Annotated in this window: 16 protein-coding genes and 1 pseudogene; 5 read left to right on the top strand and 12 right to left on the bottom strand. The window is 53.8% G+C overall.

What is annotated here, in order from left to right; genetic code table 11:
* The first annotated feature begins 284 nt into the window (after window positions 1–284).
* Together KF752_06140 and KF752_06145 are read left to right on the top strand one after the other, a co-directional pair.
* Complete coding sequence (locus KF752_06140; protein MBX3421120.1) at window positions 285–1574, top strand: Gfo/Idh/MocA family oxidoreductase; 1290 nt, start codon at window positions 285–287, stop codon at window positions 1572–1574.
* Window positions 1575–1710: 136 nt separating this feature from the next.
* Complete coding sequence (locus KF752_06145; protein MBX3421121.1) at window positions 1711–3567, top strand: HEAT repeat domain-containing protein; 1857 nt, start codon at window positions 1711–1713, stop codon at window positions 3565–3567.
* Window positions 3568–3647: 80 nt separating this feature from the next.
* On the opposite strand, the gene KF752_06150 is transcribed toward KF752_06145, so the two are convergent.
* A complete protein-coding gene (locus tag KF752_06150) occupies window positions 3648–4901 on the bottom strand; it encodes a hypothetical protein (GenBank protein ID MBX3421122.1) in 1254 nt (417 codons plus the stop codon).
* Between the two features lie 245 nt (window positions 4902–5146).
* Here KF752_06150 and KF752_06155 point away from each other — a divergent pair.
* Window positions 5147–6222: pseudogene (locus tag KF752_06155) on the top strand (IS3 family transposase).
* Window positions 6223–6746: 524 nt separating this feature from the next.
* Here KF752_06155 and KF752_06160 read toward each other — a convergent pair.
* The 3 genes from KF752_06160 to KF752_06170 all read right to left on the bottom strand — a co-directional run bounded on the left by KF752_06160 (window position 6747) and on the right by KF752_06170 (window position 8920).
* Window positions 6747–7730, bottom strand: coding sequence for a PEP-CTERM sorting domain-containing protein (locus KF752_06160; protein ID MBX3421123.1), 984 nt, complete (start codon window positions 7728–7730; stop codon window positions 6747–6749).
* Between the two features lie 589 nt (window positions 7731–8319).
* Window positions 8320–8529: an integrase core domain-containing protein gene (locus KF752_06165; GenBank protein MBX3421124.1), complete on the bottom strand. Its 210-nt coding sequence runs from the start codon at window positions 8527–8529 to the stop codon at window positions 8320–8322.
* Window positions 8510–8920, bottom strand: a complete 411-nt coding sequence (locus KF752_06170) for a hypothetical protein (protein MBX3421125.1) — start codon at window positions 8918–8920, stop codon at window positions 8510–8512. The genes KF752_06165 and KF752_06170 overlap by 20 nt, the downstream gene beginning before the upstream one ends.
* Before the next feature lie 293 nt (window positions 8921–9213).
* Between KF752_06170 and KF752_06175 the strand changes: the two genes are divergently transcribed.
* The gene (locus KF752_06175) at window positions 9214–9948 is read left to right on the top strand and encodes a hypothetical protein (GenBank protein ID MBX3421126.1); all 735 of its coding nucleotides are present in this window, start codon (window positions 9214–9216) and stop codon (window positions 9946–9948) included.
* Between the two features lie 303 nt (window positions 9949–10251).
* On the opposite strand, the gene KF752_06180 is transcribed toward KF752_06175, so the two are convergent.
* From KF752_06180 to KF752_06190, 3 genes are all read right to left on the bottom strand, one after another.
* Complete coding sequence (locus KF752_06180) at window positions 10252–10455, bottom strand: hypothetical protein (protein MBX3421127.1); 204 nt, start codon at window positions 10453–10455, stop codon at window positions 10252–10254.
* A gap of 34 nt (window positions 10456–10489) precedes the next feature.
* On the bottom strand, window positions 10490–10942 hold the full coding sequence (locus KF752_06185) for a transposase family protein (GenBank protein ID MBX3421128.1): 453 nt from the start codon (window positions 10940–10942) through the stop codon (window positions 10490–10492).
* Between the two features lie 318 nt (window positions 10943–11260).
* Window positions 11261–11935, bottom strand: a complete 675-nt coding sequence (locus KF752_06190; protein ID MBX3421129.1) for a carbohydrate-binding family 9-like protein — start codon at window positions 11933–11935, stop codon at window positions 11261–11263.
* Between the two features lie 214 nt (window positions 11936–12149).
* Between KF752_06190 and KF752_06195 the strand changes: the two genes are divergently transcribed.
* Window positions 12150–14204, top strand: a complete 2055-nt coding sequence (locus KF752_06195; protein MBX3421130.1) for a hypothetical protein — start codon at window positions 12150–12152, stop codon at window positions 14202–14204.
* A 155-nt stretch (window positions 14205–14359) separates the two neighbouring features.
* On the opposite strand, the gene KF752_06200 is transcribed toward KF752_06195, so the two are convergent.
* The 5 genes from KF752_06200 to KF752_06220 form a co-directional block, all read right to left on the bottom strand.
* Window positions 14360–15838 carry a DUF1501 domain-containing protein gene (locus tag KF752_06200; GenBank protein MBX3421131.1) on the bottom strand — a complete coding sequence of 493 codons (1479 nt, stop codon included), beginning with the start codon at window positions 15836–15838 and terminating at the stop codon, window positions 14360–14362.
* A 143-nt stretch (window positions 15839–15981) separates the two neighbouring features.
* The gene (locus KF752_06205) at window positions 15982–16305 is read right to left on the bottom strand and encodes a DUF5615 family PIN-like protein (GenBank protein ID MBX3421132.1); all 324 of its coding nucleotides are present in this window, start codon (window positions 16303–16305) and stop codon (window positions 15982–15984) included.
* Window positions 16305–16535, bottom strand: a complete 231-nt coding sequence (locus KF752_06210) for a DUF433 domain-containing protein (protein MBX3421133.1) — start codon at window positions 16533–16535, stop codon at window positions 16305–16307. Before KF752_06210 ends, KF752_06205 begins: the two co-directional genes overlap by 1 nt.
* Before the next feature lie 84 nt (window positions 16536–16619).
* Window positions 16620–19094 (bottom strand): PSD1 domain-containing protein, encoded by a 2475-nt coding sequence (locus KF752_06215; GenBank protein ID MBX3421134.1) that lies wholly within the window; start codon window positions 19092–19094, stop codon window positions 16620–16622.
* 264 nt (window positions 19095–19358) lie between these two features.
* Window positions 19359–19595 (bottom strand): hypothetical protein, encoded by a 237-nt coding sequence (locus KF752_06220; GenBank protein ID MBX3421135.1) that lies wholly within the window; start codon window positions 19593–19595, stop codon window positions 19359–19361.
* Window positions 19596–19644: the final 49 nt, after the last annotated feature.

Here is a 19644-nt window from a genome sequence, read left to right on the forward strand (position 1 = left end):
TCTGGGTCCCCGTGGCCATTTAATCCCATAGCCACCGTCGCTGGAGCCACGGTTGGCAAGTCGGTAGATGAAGGGCCATCAAGCTGCCCACTCCACCCGCTGGGCAAGCGAAGCTGCCGCGCAAAAACTTCGCTTTAGCCTCCGCCGAGCCCTATGCCGCGAGGCTTGGCCTTGCGGTATAATTCTGCCAGCGTTTTCAAGCCTAAGTTTGCGGACAGTCATTTGCCGCGCCAGCTCGGGCAGTTCACGGTACCCACCGACTTCAGTCGTTACGGAACTCAGCTATGAATCAACCAGCTTTTGCCGGTCCTACGGATCGTCGACGTTTTCTTAAAACTGCGGCTGCAACTGGTGCTGCTGTAGCATTGCCCACGATCATTCCAGCCTCGGCCTTGGGACGCGACGGTGCCGTGCCACCCAGCGAACGGATCATTGTCGGCGGCATTGGCATCGGCAATCGTGGTGCATACGACTTGGGCTGTTTCATGGAACAGTCGGACGTCCAATTCGCCGCGGTATGCGATATCAAGGAGTCGCGGCGGCAAACCATTAAAAAATTGGTGGACGACAAATACGGCACACAGGCCTGCACCATGCACCGCGACTTTCGCGAACTGTTGGATCGCGACGATATTGACGCTGTGCTGATCGCGACCGGTCCGAACTGGCACGCCACGATGACCGCTTACGCGGCTCGGGCCGGCAAAGATATCTATTGCGAAAAGCCCTGCACCAAGAATATTGCTCAAAGCATCGCACTTGCGGACATGATTGAACGCACGGGGCGCATTTTTCAGGCCGGCACGCAGCGTCGCAATTTGCCGCATTTTGCCTTTGCCTGCCAATTGGCGCGCACCGGTCGCTTGGGCAAACTGAAGAAAGTGTATGCTCACCCGGCTGGCATGACCGCGATTTCCAGCGGCTGGATGCCGGAAGAGGCCGAGCCCAATCCTGAAGAGATCGACTGGAATACCTATTTGGGACCGGCCGCTTGGCGACCCTTTAATGCCAAGCAGCTCAACGGCTTCCACTTTGAAAAAGGTGGTGGCCTGGTCGGCGGCGGCGTTCTGGAATGGGGTTCGCACACGGTGGACCTGTGCCAGTGGGCCGTTGGCGATTGTCCACCGCCGGTCGAATACCGTCCGCCCGAAAATGAGGAGATTGTTTGTACCTACGCTGATGGAGTGCAGTTGATCTTCCGTGAGAAGAACTGGATTCCGTTGGGTTCCTGCCCAGTGCGTTTCGAAGGCGAAACAGGGTGGGTCGAGGCGGGAGACAGTGGCAAAATAGTTCTCAGCTCTCCTGAACTGCTGGCTGGTCGCACCGTCGAAGAGATCGGCGGTTATCCAGCGACGTTCCATGTGCGCGATTTTCTGGACTGTGTTAAGACACGCAGTCAGCCCAAAGGCAACGCTATCGCAGCGGCTCGCGCGCACGTCGTGTGCCATGCCGCTAACGTTGCGCTGTTTTTGGAACGTGCGGTCAAGCTGGATGTCGATAAGTATGAATTCAAAGACGATCCGCATGCCAACCGCCTGCGTGGTGAAGCTCTGCGCGAGCCCTGGCGCATTTGATCGTCAGTATGCACCGAGCGAAACTGCGGGCAACCGTCTGTGCCTTCCGTCTTGTCCAATCCGATCCGCTGCAAATTATATTCAGCCTCTATCCCCAATTATGAAATCTAACCAATTACCTTGGATGAGTTCCAAAATGAGATCGACTCTGCTTTCCTCGTTGTGCTGGCTGTGTTGGGCAGTGAATTCCAATTGTTGGGGCCAAGCGATCAGCATGACCAGCGAGCCAGACTTGATCGCGCTGCTATCATCGGACGTCGAAGCAGGTGAAAAAGCCATGGCTTGCAAGCGTCTGGCCATCTACGGCTCTGAGGCGGCGGTGCCAGAACTGTCGAAGTTATTGGCGGATCCGCGTTTGGCATCGTGGGCTCGCATCGCTTTGGAGGCCATTCCCGGCCAGCAGCCTAACGACGCTCTGCGTTCTGCCGCTGCTCAGTTAGATGGGCTGCTTTTGGTGGGCACAGTGAATTCTCTTGGCGTGCGCCGCGATAGCCAGGCGGTCGAGCTGCTTGCTGGACTTATGCGCGGTAGCAACCCCGACGTGGCCGCAGCTGCCGCCGTGGCTCTCGGCAAAGTCGGTACGGATGCCGCTGCGGATGCACTTACTGGGTATTTGGCTCAAGCACCAAAATCGGTGCAATCTGCAGTTGCTGAAGGCTGTGTGTATTGCGCTGAGCATCTCGCAAGCAGTGGCGATACGGCCCGCGCCATCCAGTTATACGATTTGGTGCGCAGCGGTCCCTATCCACAGCAGCGCATTATTGAAGCTACTCGTGGAGCAATCGTGGCTCGTGGTGCGGATGGTGTGCCATTGTTAGTAGAGCAATTGCGCTCGCCCGATCGACGAATGTTTGCACTGGGGCTGCAAACGGCACGCCAGGTACATAGTTCTCAACTGGCCGCCGAGCTGATCGGCGAAATCGGCAAGGCTGCTCCGGAACGTGCCGCACTGATGGTCGAAGTGCTCGGCGATCTGTCCGGCAAGCCCGATTTGAAATCGCTACTGTCACTGTCGGCCAGTGGCTCGCAAGAAGTGCGCATGGCCGCGATCAATGTGGTTGGCCGCGTCGGCGATGTCTCCTGCGTCCAGCCGTTGCTGGAAATTGCATCAAGCAGTGAGCAATTGCAACCTGCGGTCCGCGCCGCATTAGTGGCTCTTTCGGACGAACAAGTTGACCAAGATATTTTGCAGCGACTGGCCACAGCCAAGCAAGGGCAGTTGTTGTTGCTGGAATTGGTGGGGCTGAGGCAACTTGAGGCCACAGATCAGTTGATCAAGGCATTGGCGAGTGAACAGGAAGCTATTCGCGCTGCTGCGTTGCAGTCGCTTGGACAGACGGTGCCACAGGCTCGCTTGTCGGTGCTGATCACGCAAGCGGTCAGCCCCCAACATGCTAGTGATACAGGAGCCGCCTCGCGGGCATTGATGACCGCGGCTGTGCGTATGCCTGACCGCGAGGCCTGCGCTGCTGAACTGGGCCAAGCTGCCGAACGCGCGCCGGTGGCCGCCAAAGCGATACTACTGCAAACCCTGGCAGCCGTCGGAGGTACAAAAGCGCTGGACATAATTGCACAACATGCCAAGCATAAAGATGAGTCGTTGCGCGACTTGAGTACTCGATTGCTCGGCGAGTGGATGACGATCGATGTTGCGCCGGTGCTGTTGGACTTGGCCAAGACTGGACCAGTAGATCGCTTTCAAGTTCGTGCGATGCGCGGCTATATTCGCGTAGCCCGGCAGTTTGTGATGTCGGACGCGGATCGAGCCGAAATGTGCCGGCAAGCGCTGGATGCTGCCAAGAACGTCGCCGAGCAAAAGCTAGTGCTGGACGTGTTGAAGCGCTATCCAACGATCGATACGCTCAAGTTGGCCATCGGTGCTGCCCAGCGACCAGGATTGAAAGAAGATGCCAAGCAGTCCATACAGGCGATCGGGCAAAAACTGGCCGATAACGCTGATGCGCAAAAGCTTATTCAAGAAGCCGCACTTTAAGCCATTGAATTACCTGCAGCATCGATCTTCGCCGCCCCATGTCGAGGGAAGCATCACTGAGATCAGCCACAGCCTTCTTCTTACTGTTCGCGTTTGCTCAGCCGCCAGCCTTGGGCATCGGCGTGTAAGGTATTGTGGCCACGATGCTGGTCGAAGGTCTGTTCCATTTGTGGGAGGTCATCAAAGAATCCGACCACATGCGCGGCGCTGAACGTTTGGCCCGCTTTGACCGGCCTTCCGTGTACTTCTTCAATCATCACGATGATACCTCCTGGGCGTTGGCTGCACCAAGCTTCGTAGACCACTGAGGGGTCCAGCGTTAATCCAGCCAGCCACGGACCGGCAGCGCCCGTCTGAGGATCGCGCAGATGGTAGGCGCGAATGAAGCGTTCGGGAATGTGATGCGTGTCGCGGCGGTATCCGTACTTGAGGTCCGGCGGAAACGGCTCGAAGAACTCCTTGGAGGGTATAAGCAGTCCGCGCGGTCCGCTGAGGTAGCTCAAGTACATCTGGCTGAAGGTGTCGCCCTGCTGATGCCGCACACAGCCGGGGGTATCATTGCGCAGGAACATTTCGGGCGAGTCATTGACGCTGTCCACTTGGTCCATTAGTAGAAAATAGCGTTTGCCCAATGGAAACACAATCAACTGGGTCCAGGTCGATCCGGGCCGGCGGCCGGGCGCAGCGTACTCGAATTGGTACGTCGTCTTGACCGCAACGAAATCCGCTCCCCGAATGATTTCGGGCTCGACCGGCTTCATGCGATGGCACAACTGAGGCCCCTCGACCATCCGCTTGCGGTGGCTGCTGCCATGCGCCATCAATGCATACTCGCGTTGGGCGGGGTCCGTCGAATTTTCATACCAGGTATAACGGCCGACACCATGGCCATCTGGTGCGATTACTTGATCACTCCAGGCCGCATCGCTGCCAGCCTCCATCAGCCAATCGACCACCATCAAGCCATCGCCGACTTCGCGAAACCCACTGGCCTTGTCCAGGAATGAACCTTTTTCGATACCAGTCATCCAGTGCTTTGGATGATTCTTGGGAATGACCGCTTCCAGCAGATCGCTCTCGATCTTAATCGATCGCTCATCCTCGGTAGTCTGAATCCAGTGTTGGCCTACCCTTACCTGATTCTGCGATTCAGGTGCCGTCGCAGGCAACCGATCTTGTGCATCAAGATACGCGCCAAAATGCCATACAATACAGACTGAGAGCAGCGCACGAAACGCTATTCCGGCAAATGCATTAGGAAAGCTCCATCGCGACTCAGTTAAACATCGGCCAATCATCAATATCCTCGATAAAGCCACTGGCAGTAGAGTCATGAACTTACTTCTGCGGAATGCATGTGACACATTTTGCAGAACGCCACAATCCAACTATTAAAGCATAGTACCAGACAACCAAGTCTACCGCTACCGACCAGTAGGGCATGTGAAACGTGCCATCGCGACAATGAAGAACGAATTAAGGACCAGTCACCATCGTCACGGTCCAGTGACCTGCTCCCCAAAATCTGATCCGGGTGATATGAAAGTCCAAGAGCCCGAAATGGGCAGGAGGACTTTCAATGACAAAGCGAAGACGCAAACACACAAGCGAACAGATCATCAAGAAACAACGAGACGCCGACGCGATGCTTGCGGCTGGCAAGAGCGTGGGCGAGGCGCTGCAAGCGATGGAAGTAAGTGAACCGTCACTGAGCCGCTGGCGCAAGCAGTACGGCGGCATGGAGAGCGACGAGACCAAGCGTTTAAAGCAACTGGAAGATGAAAACACTCGGCTGAAACGACTGGTGGCGGACCAGGCGTTGGACATTCAGATGCTCAGGGAGGTCGCCCGGGGAAACTGAGCACCCCTCAAGCGCGTCGAGAAGCAGTGGAGATGCTGCAAGCGAAGTATCAAGTATCGCAGCGTCGAGCCTGTCGGGTGTTGGCACAACCAAGATCCACCCAGCGTTATGAGGGGCATCCGAAGGACGAAGACGAGCGGCTAACGAAACGCATAATGGAGCAAGTTAGGCGTAGACCGCGTTGGGGCTATCGCCGGATTGGACAACTACTGCGTCGAGAAGGAGACAGCCTCAACATGAAGCGTATGTACCGACTGTGGAGATCGGCAGGGCTGAGAGTACCAAGGAAACGCAGGAAAAAGCGAAGTCAAGGCCAAGCGGTGAACGCCTGTCATCGGAAGCCAGCCAGCCAACCGAATGATGTATGGACATGGGATTTTATGGAATCGACGACGCTCCAGGGCACAAGACTCCGATGGCTCAATGTGATCGACGAATACACGCGGATGTGTCTGGCGATCAAGGTGTCACGAAGCATCACCAGCGAAGACGCGATTGATACGCTGGCCGAGCTATTCTCGATGTATGGAGTCCCCAAGATGTTGAGAAGCGACAATGGGCCTGAATTCATGGCCAAAGCGATCCAGCAGTGGCTAAGCAGACTATCGATTCAGACGCTGTATATCGAGCCAGGATCGCCGTGGCAAAACGGAGTGTGCGAGAGTTTCAACGGCAAACTCCGAGACGAATATCTGCCACCGAGCGAGCTGGTTTCAGTGGCAGGCGCAAGACTCAAATCCCGACAGTGGCAAGACGACTACAACAGAGTCAGGCCCCACAGTTCGCTGGGCTACCTGACCCCCAACGAGTTCGCCGCTCGCTGTGCTGATTCCGTTCCGTTCGCTGCGCTCACTCCTCTCCATCAGCACAGCGAACATTCCATTCCCTTACCTATTTCCTAACCCAATCTTTCATATCACGTGGTACAGAAAACTGGGGCAACTCAACTGCAACAAGATGTCGATCAATGGTTACAGCACAATAGCGAACAACATCCTCATGGCGGACGATACTGCTTCGGCAATCCTCCGTTGCAAACCTTCAACGATTCTAAGCACTTAGCCGAATCATAAAAAATGCTCGACCAACTCTTACAGCCCAGTGCGTAATCTGGGCAATTGTCGTCAGATCAAATGCTGGCTACTACAGCTAAGGAGCACCCTGAGCGCCGTTCAATCGCGAAGTTGGAGGCCGGAGTGTCGCGGCTCAAACTGCTTCACCCCCTTCCCTTGCAATTTCGCCCAAAAGCGCAAAACCTCTGCTTGGATGCATTCAGATTTCACGCCGTATGCGTTCCACCAATTCGCTAACTCAACCTTCACCAAATTCCACTTCCCGTTGAACCAAGACAGGGGGAACCGTTCGCTCGCAGATGCCGCTGGCCTCGTCGCAATGCGATACCCATGAGTGACATCAGACTTAATAGGGCACTTGAAGGCTCTGGCACGCTCGTTGCGCTGAAACCTTCAATATGCACATGAGTCGGTCCCGTCGCATTCTCGTGTTCGATGTAAAAGCCCAGCCCGGTGACATTCAAGAAAGTTTGCGGATTAAACGCGCCAGCTTCGTTGAAATCTAACGATAATAGATCTGCCGCCGTCGGGCTACCACCGGCCAAGGTGGGGTTGTATAGCCCCCAATTAGTCAAACTAGAGTATGGAACAGTAATGGTTGCGTTGTTCGTCAATTGGACGGTGGCTTGTGAGACGTAGAACTGTGAACCATTACGCACAACCCAACGAAGATCTTGGTCTGTGTGATGTCCAGCCACTTGTGACGTTCGAATGACAAATTGCCCGGTTCCAAGTTTGAGGTTTGGATATGCGTACAGCCCATTAAGGAAATTTGCCTTATCCCAATAGATCAGTTGATGGAACGTATGGACATGTGTACCCGTATCCACGTGAAAATGTAGGCTATCGTTGGGTCCTTGATTGAGTACTTCCAAGTCATTGAAGCCATCATTGCTGGGAAGTGTTGGTGAGGTTACGGAGCCTCCTCCCCAAAATGTATCGCTCGTTCCACTGTATCCGCTGGGCGGACTGAACGGTGTCGAGCGATAAGCGCGTCCGGCAATACTGCCCCCTCCCCCATCGGGAAATGGACCATCGGGATCGCCATACTGATTCCCGCCGGAGGTATTTAGCGGATTGTGATCAGCATAATTCTGCGCCGAACTAACATAGTTTCCGCCCCATTCCACTGCGATTAAATCCGCACGGCCTATTGTGCCTAGCCCCACCGAAGCTAGAAAAGCCAGAGCAAAGGTGCCTTTGCGTCGTCGAGTGATCGACTTTGTCATGACGTGTCTCCAGTTTGCGTTCTAAATGTTCCCCGCATGAACTGCGCGGGAATTAGCTAATCACTGAATGCATTTTCGATAGATGCTCTGGGAGTGGACATCACATGATCAACCCATTCTCGATTGGTGGATTCCACTATTTATTCCAGAAGCAAAGTGCAGAAGAACCTATTTGAACCGCCAATGGTATTGGTTCAGCCTAAGATGTGAAAATGTGGTTAGCCTTTAGTGTAGAAATGAAGAGGGACTGAAGACGGACTACTTTGATGGGGGCCAGCCCCCAAGCTCCGGGATTTTGCGTTTGAGGCCATTAGCAAATGGGCTACAGTGTGGTTGCGGTAGCGGAGGAGTTTGAATTGATCTGGCTCAGTCCGCTACCGACATTTGTAAACGGCAACGGTGCGGCGCTCGAGGTGCTTCCCAGCAGAACTCCATCCTCCGCAACATCACTGTCAGTATGGTTCGTATTAGACGGTGATGGCGAATCCGAGCAGCCTTTCTCTCTAACTGCTGCGCGAGCCAACGCACGCCGCTGGCGAGCTTCGGAAAGTTTGCGATCCCGCTCATCGAAGATCGTTTGCGGACGACCCTAGAGCATCGCTTGTGAGGTCACATGGCCGATGGCGCTGTGCAGCAGCACGGTATTGAACTGGATAACGAATTTCTCTACGCCTCGTTTCGCATCATTCAGGCTCAAAGGGGTCAAGGGCTGAATGCACTGGAATTTGATCGTGCGTTGGTACCGCTCGATATCGCCATTGCTCTGGGGATAGTAAGGGCTAGTGCAAACATGCTTCATACCACACAGGCGAACGAAGTGCTTGAAGTCTTTCGCAACCAACTGGGGGGCCATTGTCCGAGATGATCCGTGGAGTGACATCTGGATATTTTTCGCGAGCTGCCCGCGGAATGACTTCGATGTCGACCTCCTCCATCTTTTGGCGAATATCCCAATGCACCACACTTCGACTGTCGCCGTCCAGAATACTGGCCATGAAATAAAAGGTGCTTGCGATATTCAAATAGGAAACACCGATGTGCCATTGATCGTGGGCTGCCAGTGGTTGTTGGAAACCAGTCCCTTTGAGCGACCGTTTCGCGTTACGCTTAAGTAGACCTGCCTGGCTCAAAACCCGGTACACGGTACCAGCGCTGCAGGCCACTACGTTGGCATCGAGCATCATGTACATCAGCCGCTCATAACCCTCCAGTGGGTGATGGAAATGGTGTTTTGGTCAGGCGGGAAGTGTGAAACGGGAGCGACCGCCGTTGAGAACAAGATTCACGTCAATCCCTAACAATAGCGATTCCTCGCAAGCGTGTATCCCAGAATACTAGCGGAATTCACTAGTGCAAATAGGCAGCAGCCTCGATCGTTCTGGGTTTCATCTCGGGAAACAATACAAAAATTGCAATTGGGAAAATTGTCCCCGATAGGAAGGTCCTTGACGGATTTCCCAAGCCTTTTTCAGGGAGTCGAGCTATGTGGTATTTGAGACGTGGTTTATGTGGCTGGCTGTGCTTGGTGGTATTGCAATTGAGCATGCTCAGTTTTTCAGAGCTTAAGGCAAATGCAGCTCTATTGTCGGACCTACTTGCCGGTGGTGAGGTGGTCAGCGGAGACAAACGCTTCTATGGGTTTGAGAACTATATTGAGACGGGTGACTTGAGTGTCAGCGCCGCAACAATTCAGGTAATTCCAATTCAGACCATAGTGTTGGGCCAGTTAGAGTATGGCATTCGTTTTCAAACACCAACTGGCTGGGAACTTAATGGGGCCAATAAAAACTATGATATGTCACTTGACTTTCATGTCATGCGACTGGATGGTCTGGCTCTCATCACAGACAATACACTAGAGTTTACAGGCAATTACGTAGGTGGTGGTGAGGCGCATCTCGTGGAGGGCGTAGTCGATGATGATACGCTCGACACGCTAGCCAATAAGGAGGTGTTCCTCAATCTTGGTGGGACCGGCGTCGACAAGCTAATCGACCACCAGATATTTGCTCACCCTGCAGCTAGATTGCGCATCAGCAAGGACTTTCAACTGCAAACACGATTTGCAGGAGACAATATCTTCGTGAGCCATTTCGATCAGACTTTCTCGCAGGTGCCCGAGCCTTCAGGTCTGATGTTATCGGTCATCGGAGCTGTGTGTATGCTGAACTTTTACGGAACTCGACGCCTCAATCCGAAGAATCGCCTGAACATTTGATAATTCATTTGGTAATTGTGAGCGATGTGTCTCTAAGTTGTGATTACTGATCGTGACATGATGAATGCCCGTATAGGCTGTCTTGGTTCAACGGCAAATGAAAATTCGGAGCCTTAGGTTTGACTGAGAATTGAATTCGTCCGTGGCGCTGTAAAAGGCATTCCGCGCGGTGGGGGTTATAGCATTGGGGTTAAAGTTAGAAGTGAAGGGGTGACCCTGTTTGAGGAATCACCCACTTCTAACTTCAACCCTTGCATCGGCGCTCAGGTCGCACCCCCTGCGCACGGCCAGCGCGTAATTAAGTTATTGTCCGCCAAGGACTTGCTCAAGGATGTCGGTATTGTAGGCTGCTAATTCCATGCGACCGATGATGCTGTCGTTCTTCTTCTGCCCGCGTTTAAGCAGCGAGATAGCGAAGCGTCGTAGCCAATTGAGGTTGTTGACTAAGGCCCGCTCACTGGTCTGCTGCGCGTCCTCGCGAAAGGTCACGTCCAACGTCCAGTGCATCGACTCGATCGATCAGTGACCGCGCACGGTAGCGTCAAACGCGGATACGGTCAGCAGTCGGCCAGAGGAAGAAGTAGCGTGTCTGGAATGTCTCTTGTTGGTTGGCAACTGTACTGACGCGAACCGCATAGCCGATAGCTTTGACCGAGGGCCAGGCTTTCTTGATCGGCGAAGCTTGCTTCAGCTTGATCATTGCGTAGCTGCGTTCATCAACCCGCCCGTGTGACTGGTCGGTGGTTTGGAGGCTGCTGCCGTACTGGTCTTGCCATCGGGTGGCAATCAACCGAGGCTGACCATCTTCTGTTTGTTCCATGTACGAGGCTAGCCAGCGCTTGAAACATTTCTGAAACGCTTGGGGTTCAAGCGCAATGAGCAACCTGCGAATACAATCTCGCGATGGCAGGCCGCCAGGAAGCTTCAAGAATCTTTCCAGAAAGTCTCGCTTGCCCTTGGCCCAGCGCTCGGGTGCCTGTCGGACCTTTGGCACCTGAGATAATCGCGCAAATGCAGATCACGATCAGATCAGTCAATTTGTGTTTGCGGTTCTTGGTGTCTCTCGGATCGGACAAACTCTCGAAGTATTGACACTGGCCAGGTCGACTCGAACCGCTTTTACAGTGGACATGATTGGCTCTCTCGTAGACCAAGCAGCGAAACAGCCTCCACGGTCTTCGCAGAAAGAGTCTCGTTGCGCATGCCTATGGTCTATCAAAGAAATCCATATCGCGCAAGGCTACCTAGGCAGCCTTGTATTGCGCGTTGGCCGTGCCCTAATACCCATTGCCCAATGACTAGGTCCTACTGTCTATTCAAAAATCAGCGCGCCGAAGTTTTGGGTTTCGTGGAAGCTGGGCCCGACGGGGGACCAGTGCCAGCTTGATGGCCGGCCATGGTCGTAGTCCATGCGATAGAAATTGGCTTGCCACCGAGTACCCGGCTGCGGTGGGACTTGTCGGAGCGGGCTCAGAAGCGCAAACGGCAGGAAGACCTCGGCGCTCCAGCCGGTTATCGCTGCCCCGGATTCCATCTCGCCACCGTGGATGGCAATCGCCTTTCGAGTACGGCGATTAGCTTCGTAATGCCAGGGTCGCCAACCAAGAAATTGGCCGTCAAAGTTGGGAACGAGGATCGGTAGTTCAAAACCGAGCGGCGATATCTCGTATTCGAAGTAGATCGGATATCGCTGGTCCGTCCAGAAAAAGCATTCAAAAACGTCCTCGGTCCACAGGTCGCTGAAATCCTCTTGCAAAGTCGCAGACAGAATGCGATCGCTGCCGTCGAACAGTACATAAATACCGCTTGTCGAGTATAGAATCTTAAATCGTGAATTGTAATCAGCCGAGCTGTCTGCACGGAGCTGCATTGGCACCCAGTCTACTTGGTCCCAGGCTGGATGGTCTCCAATTCCGGTAACTTCAAAGTCGCTGCAGCTTGCTACTTTAATGCTGGGCACTGCATTGCGCTGATGCTGTTCTGGCATAGAGTTTGGATAGGATGTTGAGTGAAAGAGCGTGTCATGAGGCACAGGCGGGCTGATGGGAAGCCAACCGAAGCCGCTAGCTTGTAGCGAGTCCGGTGCACTCCCTCTCGAAAAATGCTGATGGTGCTCTCATGCAGCCCGGCTTGGCGAAATTGCTACAATAGTTCGCTTTGTTGGAATGAACAACAGGCAATCACGATTTGAGGAACGCATAATGAGTCGAAAACTCCTTCTAGTGGCGCTGGCATTTGGAATGGTAGGATTCACAATCCAAGTCCAGGCTCAGGAAACTCGTGTTCGCGACCTTCCCATTCCTGATGGTGCAACCGATGTTAGCTACATGAAGCGTCGTGGTGATGTTCGCTTTCAGGTGCCGACGGATTTCAAAACAACCGGCAACTACTATGGGAAAACGCTTGCTGAGCAGAAGTGGACCAAAACCGGCAAAGACAATCTGCAAAGCAATTTTTGGGTCCAAAAATTTGCCAAGAATACGCTGTCGCTTGAAGTTCGCGTCGACAGTCGCGGAGGCGGCAGTGAAGTCCGCTTAACACCTAGCGGTTTGATGTGGGATGAAGGCGACCAGCCTACGCCAAAGGACTTGCCACTGCCAAAGGAGACGACCGAGGTTGCTCGTGCAAAACAGAAGGCCAAGGCAGCGGAAGTCGCTGCCCGTGAACAACAGAAGAAGGAGATGGCTGGCCAGCCCCTGGAACTTCCCAAGCGAAAGGATCGGCCCCACCAGGGAATCGAGAACTTGCCAAAACTACCAAACCATGCAACCATCGTCATGGATGGCAAGACTTACACACTCTCCAATGTCATCGCTTACGAGGTCTTCGAGGACGGCGAGTGGTCTACAAAAGTTGTTGCGACTCAGAGGCCGGTCAAGCAGCAAAGCTTGTTGGCCAATCTTAAACAAACGGGAACAGACAAAAGCGCCGACGAAAGTTCACTATCGTGGCCACAGCCGTTTGTCTCGATCACGTTGGATGAGGACGACAAGCCCAAGCGGCTAAATTTACAAGCCGACAAAACACCTGGCAATGGAACCGGCAGTGATCTTTCCGGAGATGCGTTAGTTGAAAACGGTCGTGCGCGTGGCAGCGTACAACTGAAGGAGCCTGGCTCGTTCTTTGATAAAGTTTACACTGCCGAGATCAGTTTCGATGTTCCGCTACTGACGCGCCAGTCATCGCCAGCGAAGTTGCTAGTCGATGCGCCCAAGTTGGCCAACTCCGGCACGCTGAAAATGGGAGACAAGACATATAATCTATCCAACGTGGTGGCATACGCAATGAAGCAGTTTGACAAGCCGATGACGACCATTGTGCTTTCAGAAAAGCCGCTGAACATGACGAAGCTCACCGCAGCACTGGGCAAGAAGAGCGCCGATGACTATTTTGAATTTACAGCGCAGGTCAAGCTGGTTGTTGATGCCGAAGATAATGTCAACTCGACACAAATCTGGGCAGACAACGCCAGCATCAGTGGCAACAATGAAAATGCCAGCGAGATTGTCATCGAAGATGGTCGTGCTCGGGGTACTGCCAAGATGCTCACCCCAGGTGAATTCTTCAACAAGCAGTACAGCTTCGAGGTGAGTTTCGACACAGTTGTGTTGGGAGCAACGATCACCAATTCGTCTCCGCCAAACGCTCCTGTCGAAGGATTGGTTGCCGACAGCCACAACGGTTTGCCATTTCCCGAGGGGGGCGAGGGGTATCAATCCGAAGGCAGCAATTTCCGCAAGCAGACGAGTAAGACGGTCCCGGCCAATCTGAAATCTGTTATCGACTTCTATCGGCGCGAGTTGACCGCACCGGCGTGGACCGAAATCAAGGAAGCTGCCAAGATAGAACCGACATCAGCTTCGTTGTCGTTTACCGGACCAGATGGCAGTATGCTGGTGCAACTGACTTCCGAAGGCGATAAGACGGCGATAGCCTTGATTTCGCGCGACGCACAAGGTGCCAAGGCCGCTGGTGTTTTACCTGGAAACGGCAAAGGTCGATTGCTCGTCGGCAATGCGTCAGAGGAAGCAGCCGCCGTGACCATCAACAAGAAGGCCTATACAGTTGCGGCCGGCGCCGGTGCAGAAGATCCGACGAGCGGATTAAATTTTGAAGTCTCGCCTGGCAAATTTGTGGTGGAGGTCAAGCTCCCCGACCAAGCGGCCAATACTGAGACGCTGAAGGTCGGTACCGACGAAACTTGGGGCGTCGTGATTTTGCCAACAGGAACCTGCCTGTCGATTCAACTTTATTGATCAGGGCGAACTTGGATTCCGCTGGGCAGACGCTCGTTCCCGGTCCTCGCTTGGGAACGCACTGTCTTCGAGGTTCTGCCTCGCAGCATGTGAATATTGCAGGAGACAGCTTTATTAGCTGGTTCTCCCAATCGTATGGGAGATGAACATCAGACTCAGGCGATGATCTTTTCGACCACATGAGCTTCCTCAACACCCGTCAAACGCTGGTCGAGTCCCTGGTAGGCAAAGGTCAGGCGGCGATGATCAATTCCTAATTGATGCAGAATTGTGGCGTTCAGATCATTGATGTGGACCGCGTCGTCCTCGAATCGAGTCGTCCGCTGGCCGTCCGCATCGACAATGTTGTAACTATACTCATCGGTCCGCCCGTGCTCGATGCCACCTTGAATTCCCCCGCCAGCTAGCCAGGCTGTAAAGCAGCGAGGGTGATGATCGCGTCCATAGTCAGTGTCGGTTTGCTTGCCCTGGCTGTAGACCGTGCGTCCAAATTCACCGGAACAAATGACCAGCGTATCATGCAGCATACCGCGTTGCTTGAGATCCTGAATCAAAGCCGCCCAGGGCTGGTCAACGTCTTTACATTGACCGCGCAGCTTTGCAGGCAGCGCACTATGGTGATCCCAGCCACGATGAAATACCTGTACAAAACGCACGCCACGCTCGACCATCCGCCTGGCCAATAAACAGTTACGGGCGAACGAGCCCGATTTCTCGACTTCGGGTCCATATAGCTTCTTGACTGAGTCGGGTTCCTCTGAAAGATCCGTCAGTTCAGGCACTGAAGCTTGCATGCGGAATGCCATCTCTTGTTGGGCAATTGTGGTTTGGATCTCGGGATCACCGATGTCGGAGGCGTGTTTCTGATTGAGCTGAGTCACCAGGTCGAGCATCTGCTTGCGGCTGCTGCGGGTAACACCCGATGGGTTCGACAAAAATAGTACCGGATCGCCGGCTGACTGAAAGGCGACTCCTTGATACTTCGATGGCAAGAATCCGGTACCCCACAGACGACTGTACAGAGCCTGCACGTTCTGTTGGTCTCCAGACCAATAGGCTGAATTCAGCACAATGAAGTCTGGCAGGTTTTTGTTGAGCGACCCCAGGCCATAGCTCAACCAAGCACCCAAACTCGGCTTGCCCTGGATTTGCGAGCCGGTGCACATCTGTGTCTTGCCCTCATCGTGGTTAATCGCCTCGGTACGCATCGACTTGATGAAACACAGGTCGTCGACCACGGTTGACAAGTGTGGCAACAACTCGCTCATATACCTGCCGCAGTCACCTTGCCGAGAGAACTTGAAAATCGAAGGCTGAATCAACTTGGCTTGGCCATCGGTCATGGCGGTCACACGCTGGCCGTCGCGAACATCGTCCGGCAACGGCTGTTTGTATTTCGCCTCAAGTTCCGGTTTGTAGTCGTACAAGTCGATCTGGCTGGGGGCTCCTCCCATAAACAAAAAGATGACGCGTTTTGCGCGTGGTGGAAAATGTGGCAGCTCCGCTAATTCTGCGGAGGCTTGCTTGGCGACCAAGGAGCCGAGAACGGCCGCTCCGAGTCCCATGCCGGTGTGGTATAGGAACCGACGTCGCATTTGTGGCCAATGATATTGACTGAGAAATATGTTCGACATTTTCACCACTTAGCTTGGTTCTATCTTGCACCTTAGGATGCCAATGACACTCTTTTCAAGCATTAACTTTTAGTTGTTTTGGTCTGGTGTTGACATCGAGGTACTGGTCATTGGCAAGCGCCTTACTGCTAGGCGTCGAGCATTCACAGTAACCGCAACTCCAGATTGTAAGTCGTCTCGAATGATCTCAGCGCTTTCTCAATCCATTGCGCAACGTCGATTCCCTTAAGACGTTCAATCCTAATTCTAATCACCGAAGGTTTTGAAGCGCTCGATTTAGCCAACAACGCATGAAAGTCCGCATCGAAGGTAGCTACAATAGCATTGAGTTTAAGTCCCTCGTCGAGAATGGCTGCATCACTGGCGGCTGCCATTCCCAACTCGCCGACATGCTCCGATTCGAAACCAATATCACGAACGCAGGAGACCGTTGTTCGCGGCAACCCATGATCGAGTAAAAATCTCATTAGACGCGGTGAAGTTCGAGAATCTTGTCGTTCAAACTGGCCGCTGCGTATGCTAGAGCTTGCCTAATATCGTCACACTCCTGTTCTGGGAACTCCTTGGCCAATTCTTGACGATCAGGATACACAGCTACCACTTCGAGAACGCGACGAACTGTCAGGCGAAGCCCTCGGATACAAGGTTGACCATTCATAACCGCCGGATCGATGGTAATTCGATTGAATCTAACCACAAGTTGCTCCACTTGAGTAAGAGAAACATGCCGGAAGTCTAGTATAACAGACAATCGTCTTGCCAGTAGTTAAACGAAGCGAGCTTATTCACGTGTCTTGGTCGCATCAAGATTGAACAGGGAATTGACGATCATGGTAAACGCAGCCAGCTCGATACGCTGCGCATCGCTAGTTGGGCTCAAATCAGCTGTCATCATTTGAGCGGCCTCAACATTATCCCGATATAGTGCACGAAAGCTCTCCAGCCCGCTAAGTAGATCCGCTTGAACGTCGACACTAGGCAGGTGGGATGTAACGGACTCGAAGGCCACACACAAACGCTGAATGTCGCTCTGATCTGATGAGCTCACCAATTGCTGAGCGAAATGTCGTGCCGCTTCAAAATACTGACTCTCGTTCATCATCAGCAAGGCTTGTACGGGCGTATTGGTGCGTTCGCGCCGCGATGTACAGCTTTCCCGCGTCGGTGCATCGAAGATCGTCATCTGTGGTGGTGGCATCGCCCGCTTCCAGAATGTGTACAGGCTGCGGCGAAAAATGTCTTCCCCAGTATCCTGTTGAAAGGAATAGGTAGAGGACGAGACCATGGAAACCGTCTTCCACAGATCAGCCGGCTGTGGCGGTTTTACGCTCTTTCCATACATGGTGCTGTTCAGCAAACCACTGATGGCCAGGATTTGATCGCGAATCACCTCCGAGTCCAAGCGAATCCGCGGGGCGCGGGCCAGCAACCGGTTGTCGGCATCGGCACGATGCTGGTCAGATGAGACACGCGAAGATTGCTGGTAGGTCTGTGACATCGCGATCGACCGAACAAGCGACTTGACGTCCCAGTTCGTGTTGACAAATGTATTGGCCAAGTCGTCCAACAAATCGGGATGACTGGGATACTCACCCTGGGCTCCAAAATCTTCCGAGGTCTTTACCAGTCCCACGCCAAAAAACTGTTGCCAGATACGATTCACCGTCACGCGGGCCAGCAGCGGGTGCCGCTTGTCGGTTATCCAGCGTGCCAGATCGAGTCGCGTGTTAAGATTGCCATTGGACTCCATTGGTGGCAGAAATGCTGGCGTGTCCCTGGAAACCTCTTCGCCCGGCTGGTCGTAAGCCCCACGTTTGAGAATATAGGCTGGTCGCACGTCGGATCGTTCTTTCATGACCAAAGCGATCGGAATGCTGCGCCGCAGCTGATCCAGTGCTTTCTGCAGTCGGTTAAGCTCCTGCTCCTCTTCTTTCAACTTGGCCGCTAGCGCAGCGGCCTCTGTGGTCGTCGCCCTGCTGTCAGTTTCGCTTGGCTTGCCGAGAGCACCGTCCGGCCCACTTGCCGATTCAAGCTCCATGAGTGAGCGTTTCAAATTGTCGACATCGACCTTGGCTGCCGCCAGTTGCGAGTCGAGCGCATTCAGGCTGCTCGCCTGCTCTGGTGTCGGCAGTTGAAGAATTGGAGGCTGCTGCTCGCGCCCCGGCGTTTCGGGATCTCCATCGATGTTGTTAAAGAAGGCAAAGAGTTGGTAGAAATCTCGCTGCTTCACGGGATCATATTTGTGGTCATGGCACACGGCGCATTCCAGTGTCATTCCCATGAACACTGTACCGAAGGCCGAAACCTGGTCCACCACATTGCGGGTATAGCTTTCCTGTGGAGGATTCGTGCCTTTGTCCATCACCATGTGCAGGCGATTGTAGCCGGAGGCGATCTGCTGGTCGGTGGTCGCGCGCTCCAACAGGTCGCCTGCAAGCTGCTCGGTGACAAATCGGTCGAAAGGCATGTTGGCGTTGAATGCTCGTATTACCCAGTCGCGATACTGCGACAGCTCGCGATAATGATCGTGATGCATGCCGTTGGTGTCAGCATATCGCACCAGATCTAACCAATAGCGGCCCAGATGCTCGCCATACTGCGGAGTGGCCAGCAGATGGTCCACCAGTTTTCCATACGCATCCGGATCAGCATCCTGTTCGAACTGCTGGATATCTCGCCGTGAAGGCGGCAAACCCGTTAGATCCAGTGTAATACGGCGAATCAACGTTCGCCTGTCCGTTGGTGGCTGAGGCTGCATCCGCTGCCGCTCCAAAGTAGCCAGAACAAATTGATCAATCCGGCCTGCTGGCCAGTTACTATTTTCAACCGCAGGTAACACTTGTGGTCGAGGCGGCTCGAATGACCAGAATCGGTCGTATTGGGCACCTTGTTCGATCCAACGGCGAAATAGTTCTCTCTGGGCAGTGGTCAGTGGCTTCTTGCCCGATTCCTGCGGCGGCATTTGCAGCGAGTCGTCGTCGGTCGTCAGTCGCCTCCACAACTCGCTCGAATTCGGCTCCCCGGGCACAATCACCTGCTGGCCACCGCGCTTTTGGAACGGACCTTGATCACCATCGGCCACATCCAACCGCAAATCAGCCTCGCGCTTGGCATCATCCGGTCCGTGACAAACAAAGCAGCGGTCCGAGAGCAGCGGCCGGATGTCGCGGTTATAGGAAACCACATCATCCGAAGCGTAGAGTGCGGACGACGCCATAAGCACTGGCAGGGTTAATAGAATGGCTAGTGATCGCATCACTTCGTATTTGATTAAGGAGATCTTTACGGTAGCAGGTCCCACGCCAAGTTGTTGGAATCGTGCCGCAATTAGAACCTGATTCTACTTGACCAGCGAGATCACGACAACGAATCGCGATTAGAGCCTCGCCTGCCGATCGGGGGGCAATTTCTGCTGCTGCCAGCGTGGCGAAATCTAAGGTAAACTGGCCTACCTGCAATGTCGCACCGAAAATACCTAGAGTGGCGCCGATGATTACCAATCGCAGCGATCGTACACGAATCACCGCTGCCTGACAGCTGCCAGAGTAAGTAATGCCGATATCATCGCGACCACGCCAAGCAGCATCACGCGATGACCGTAATCCCATGCGGCCGCGTCTGTTTGAAGTCGCTGAAGAAAGCTACCGTCAGCCAGCGCCACAGGGTAGGTCATCATGCGCCCAACAAACAAGCCACCAAAAGCAATGAAAATGCACAGACTACCAAGAAGGGAGTTGACAGAACGAACAGATTGCATGACTTTACCTCGTGTATCCCATTTGTAGCCACGGGGCCACTAACCGGCT

This window comes from Pirellulaceae bacterium, assembly GCA_019636385.1.
GTDB lineage: Bacteria > Planctomycetota > Planctomycetia > Pirellulales > Pirellulaceae > Aureliella.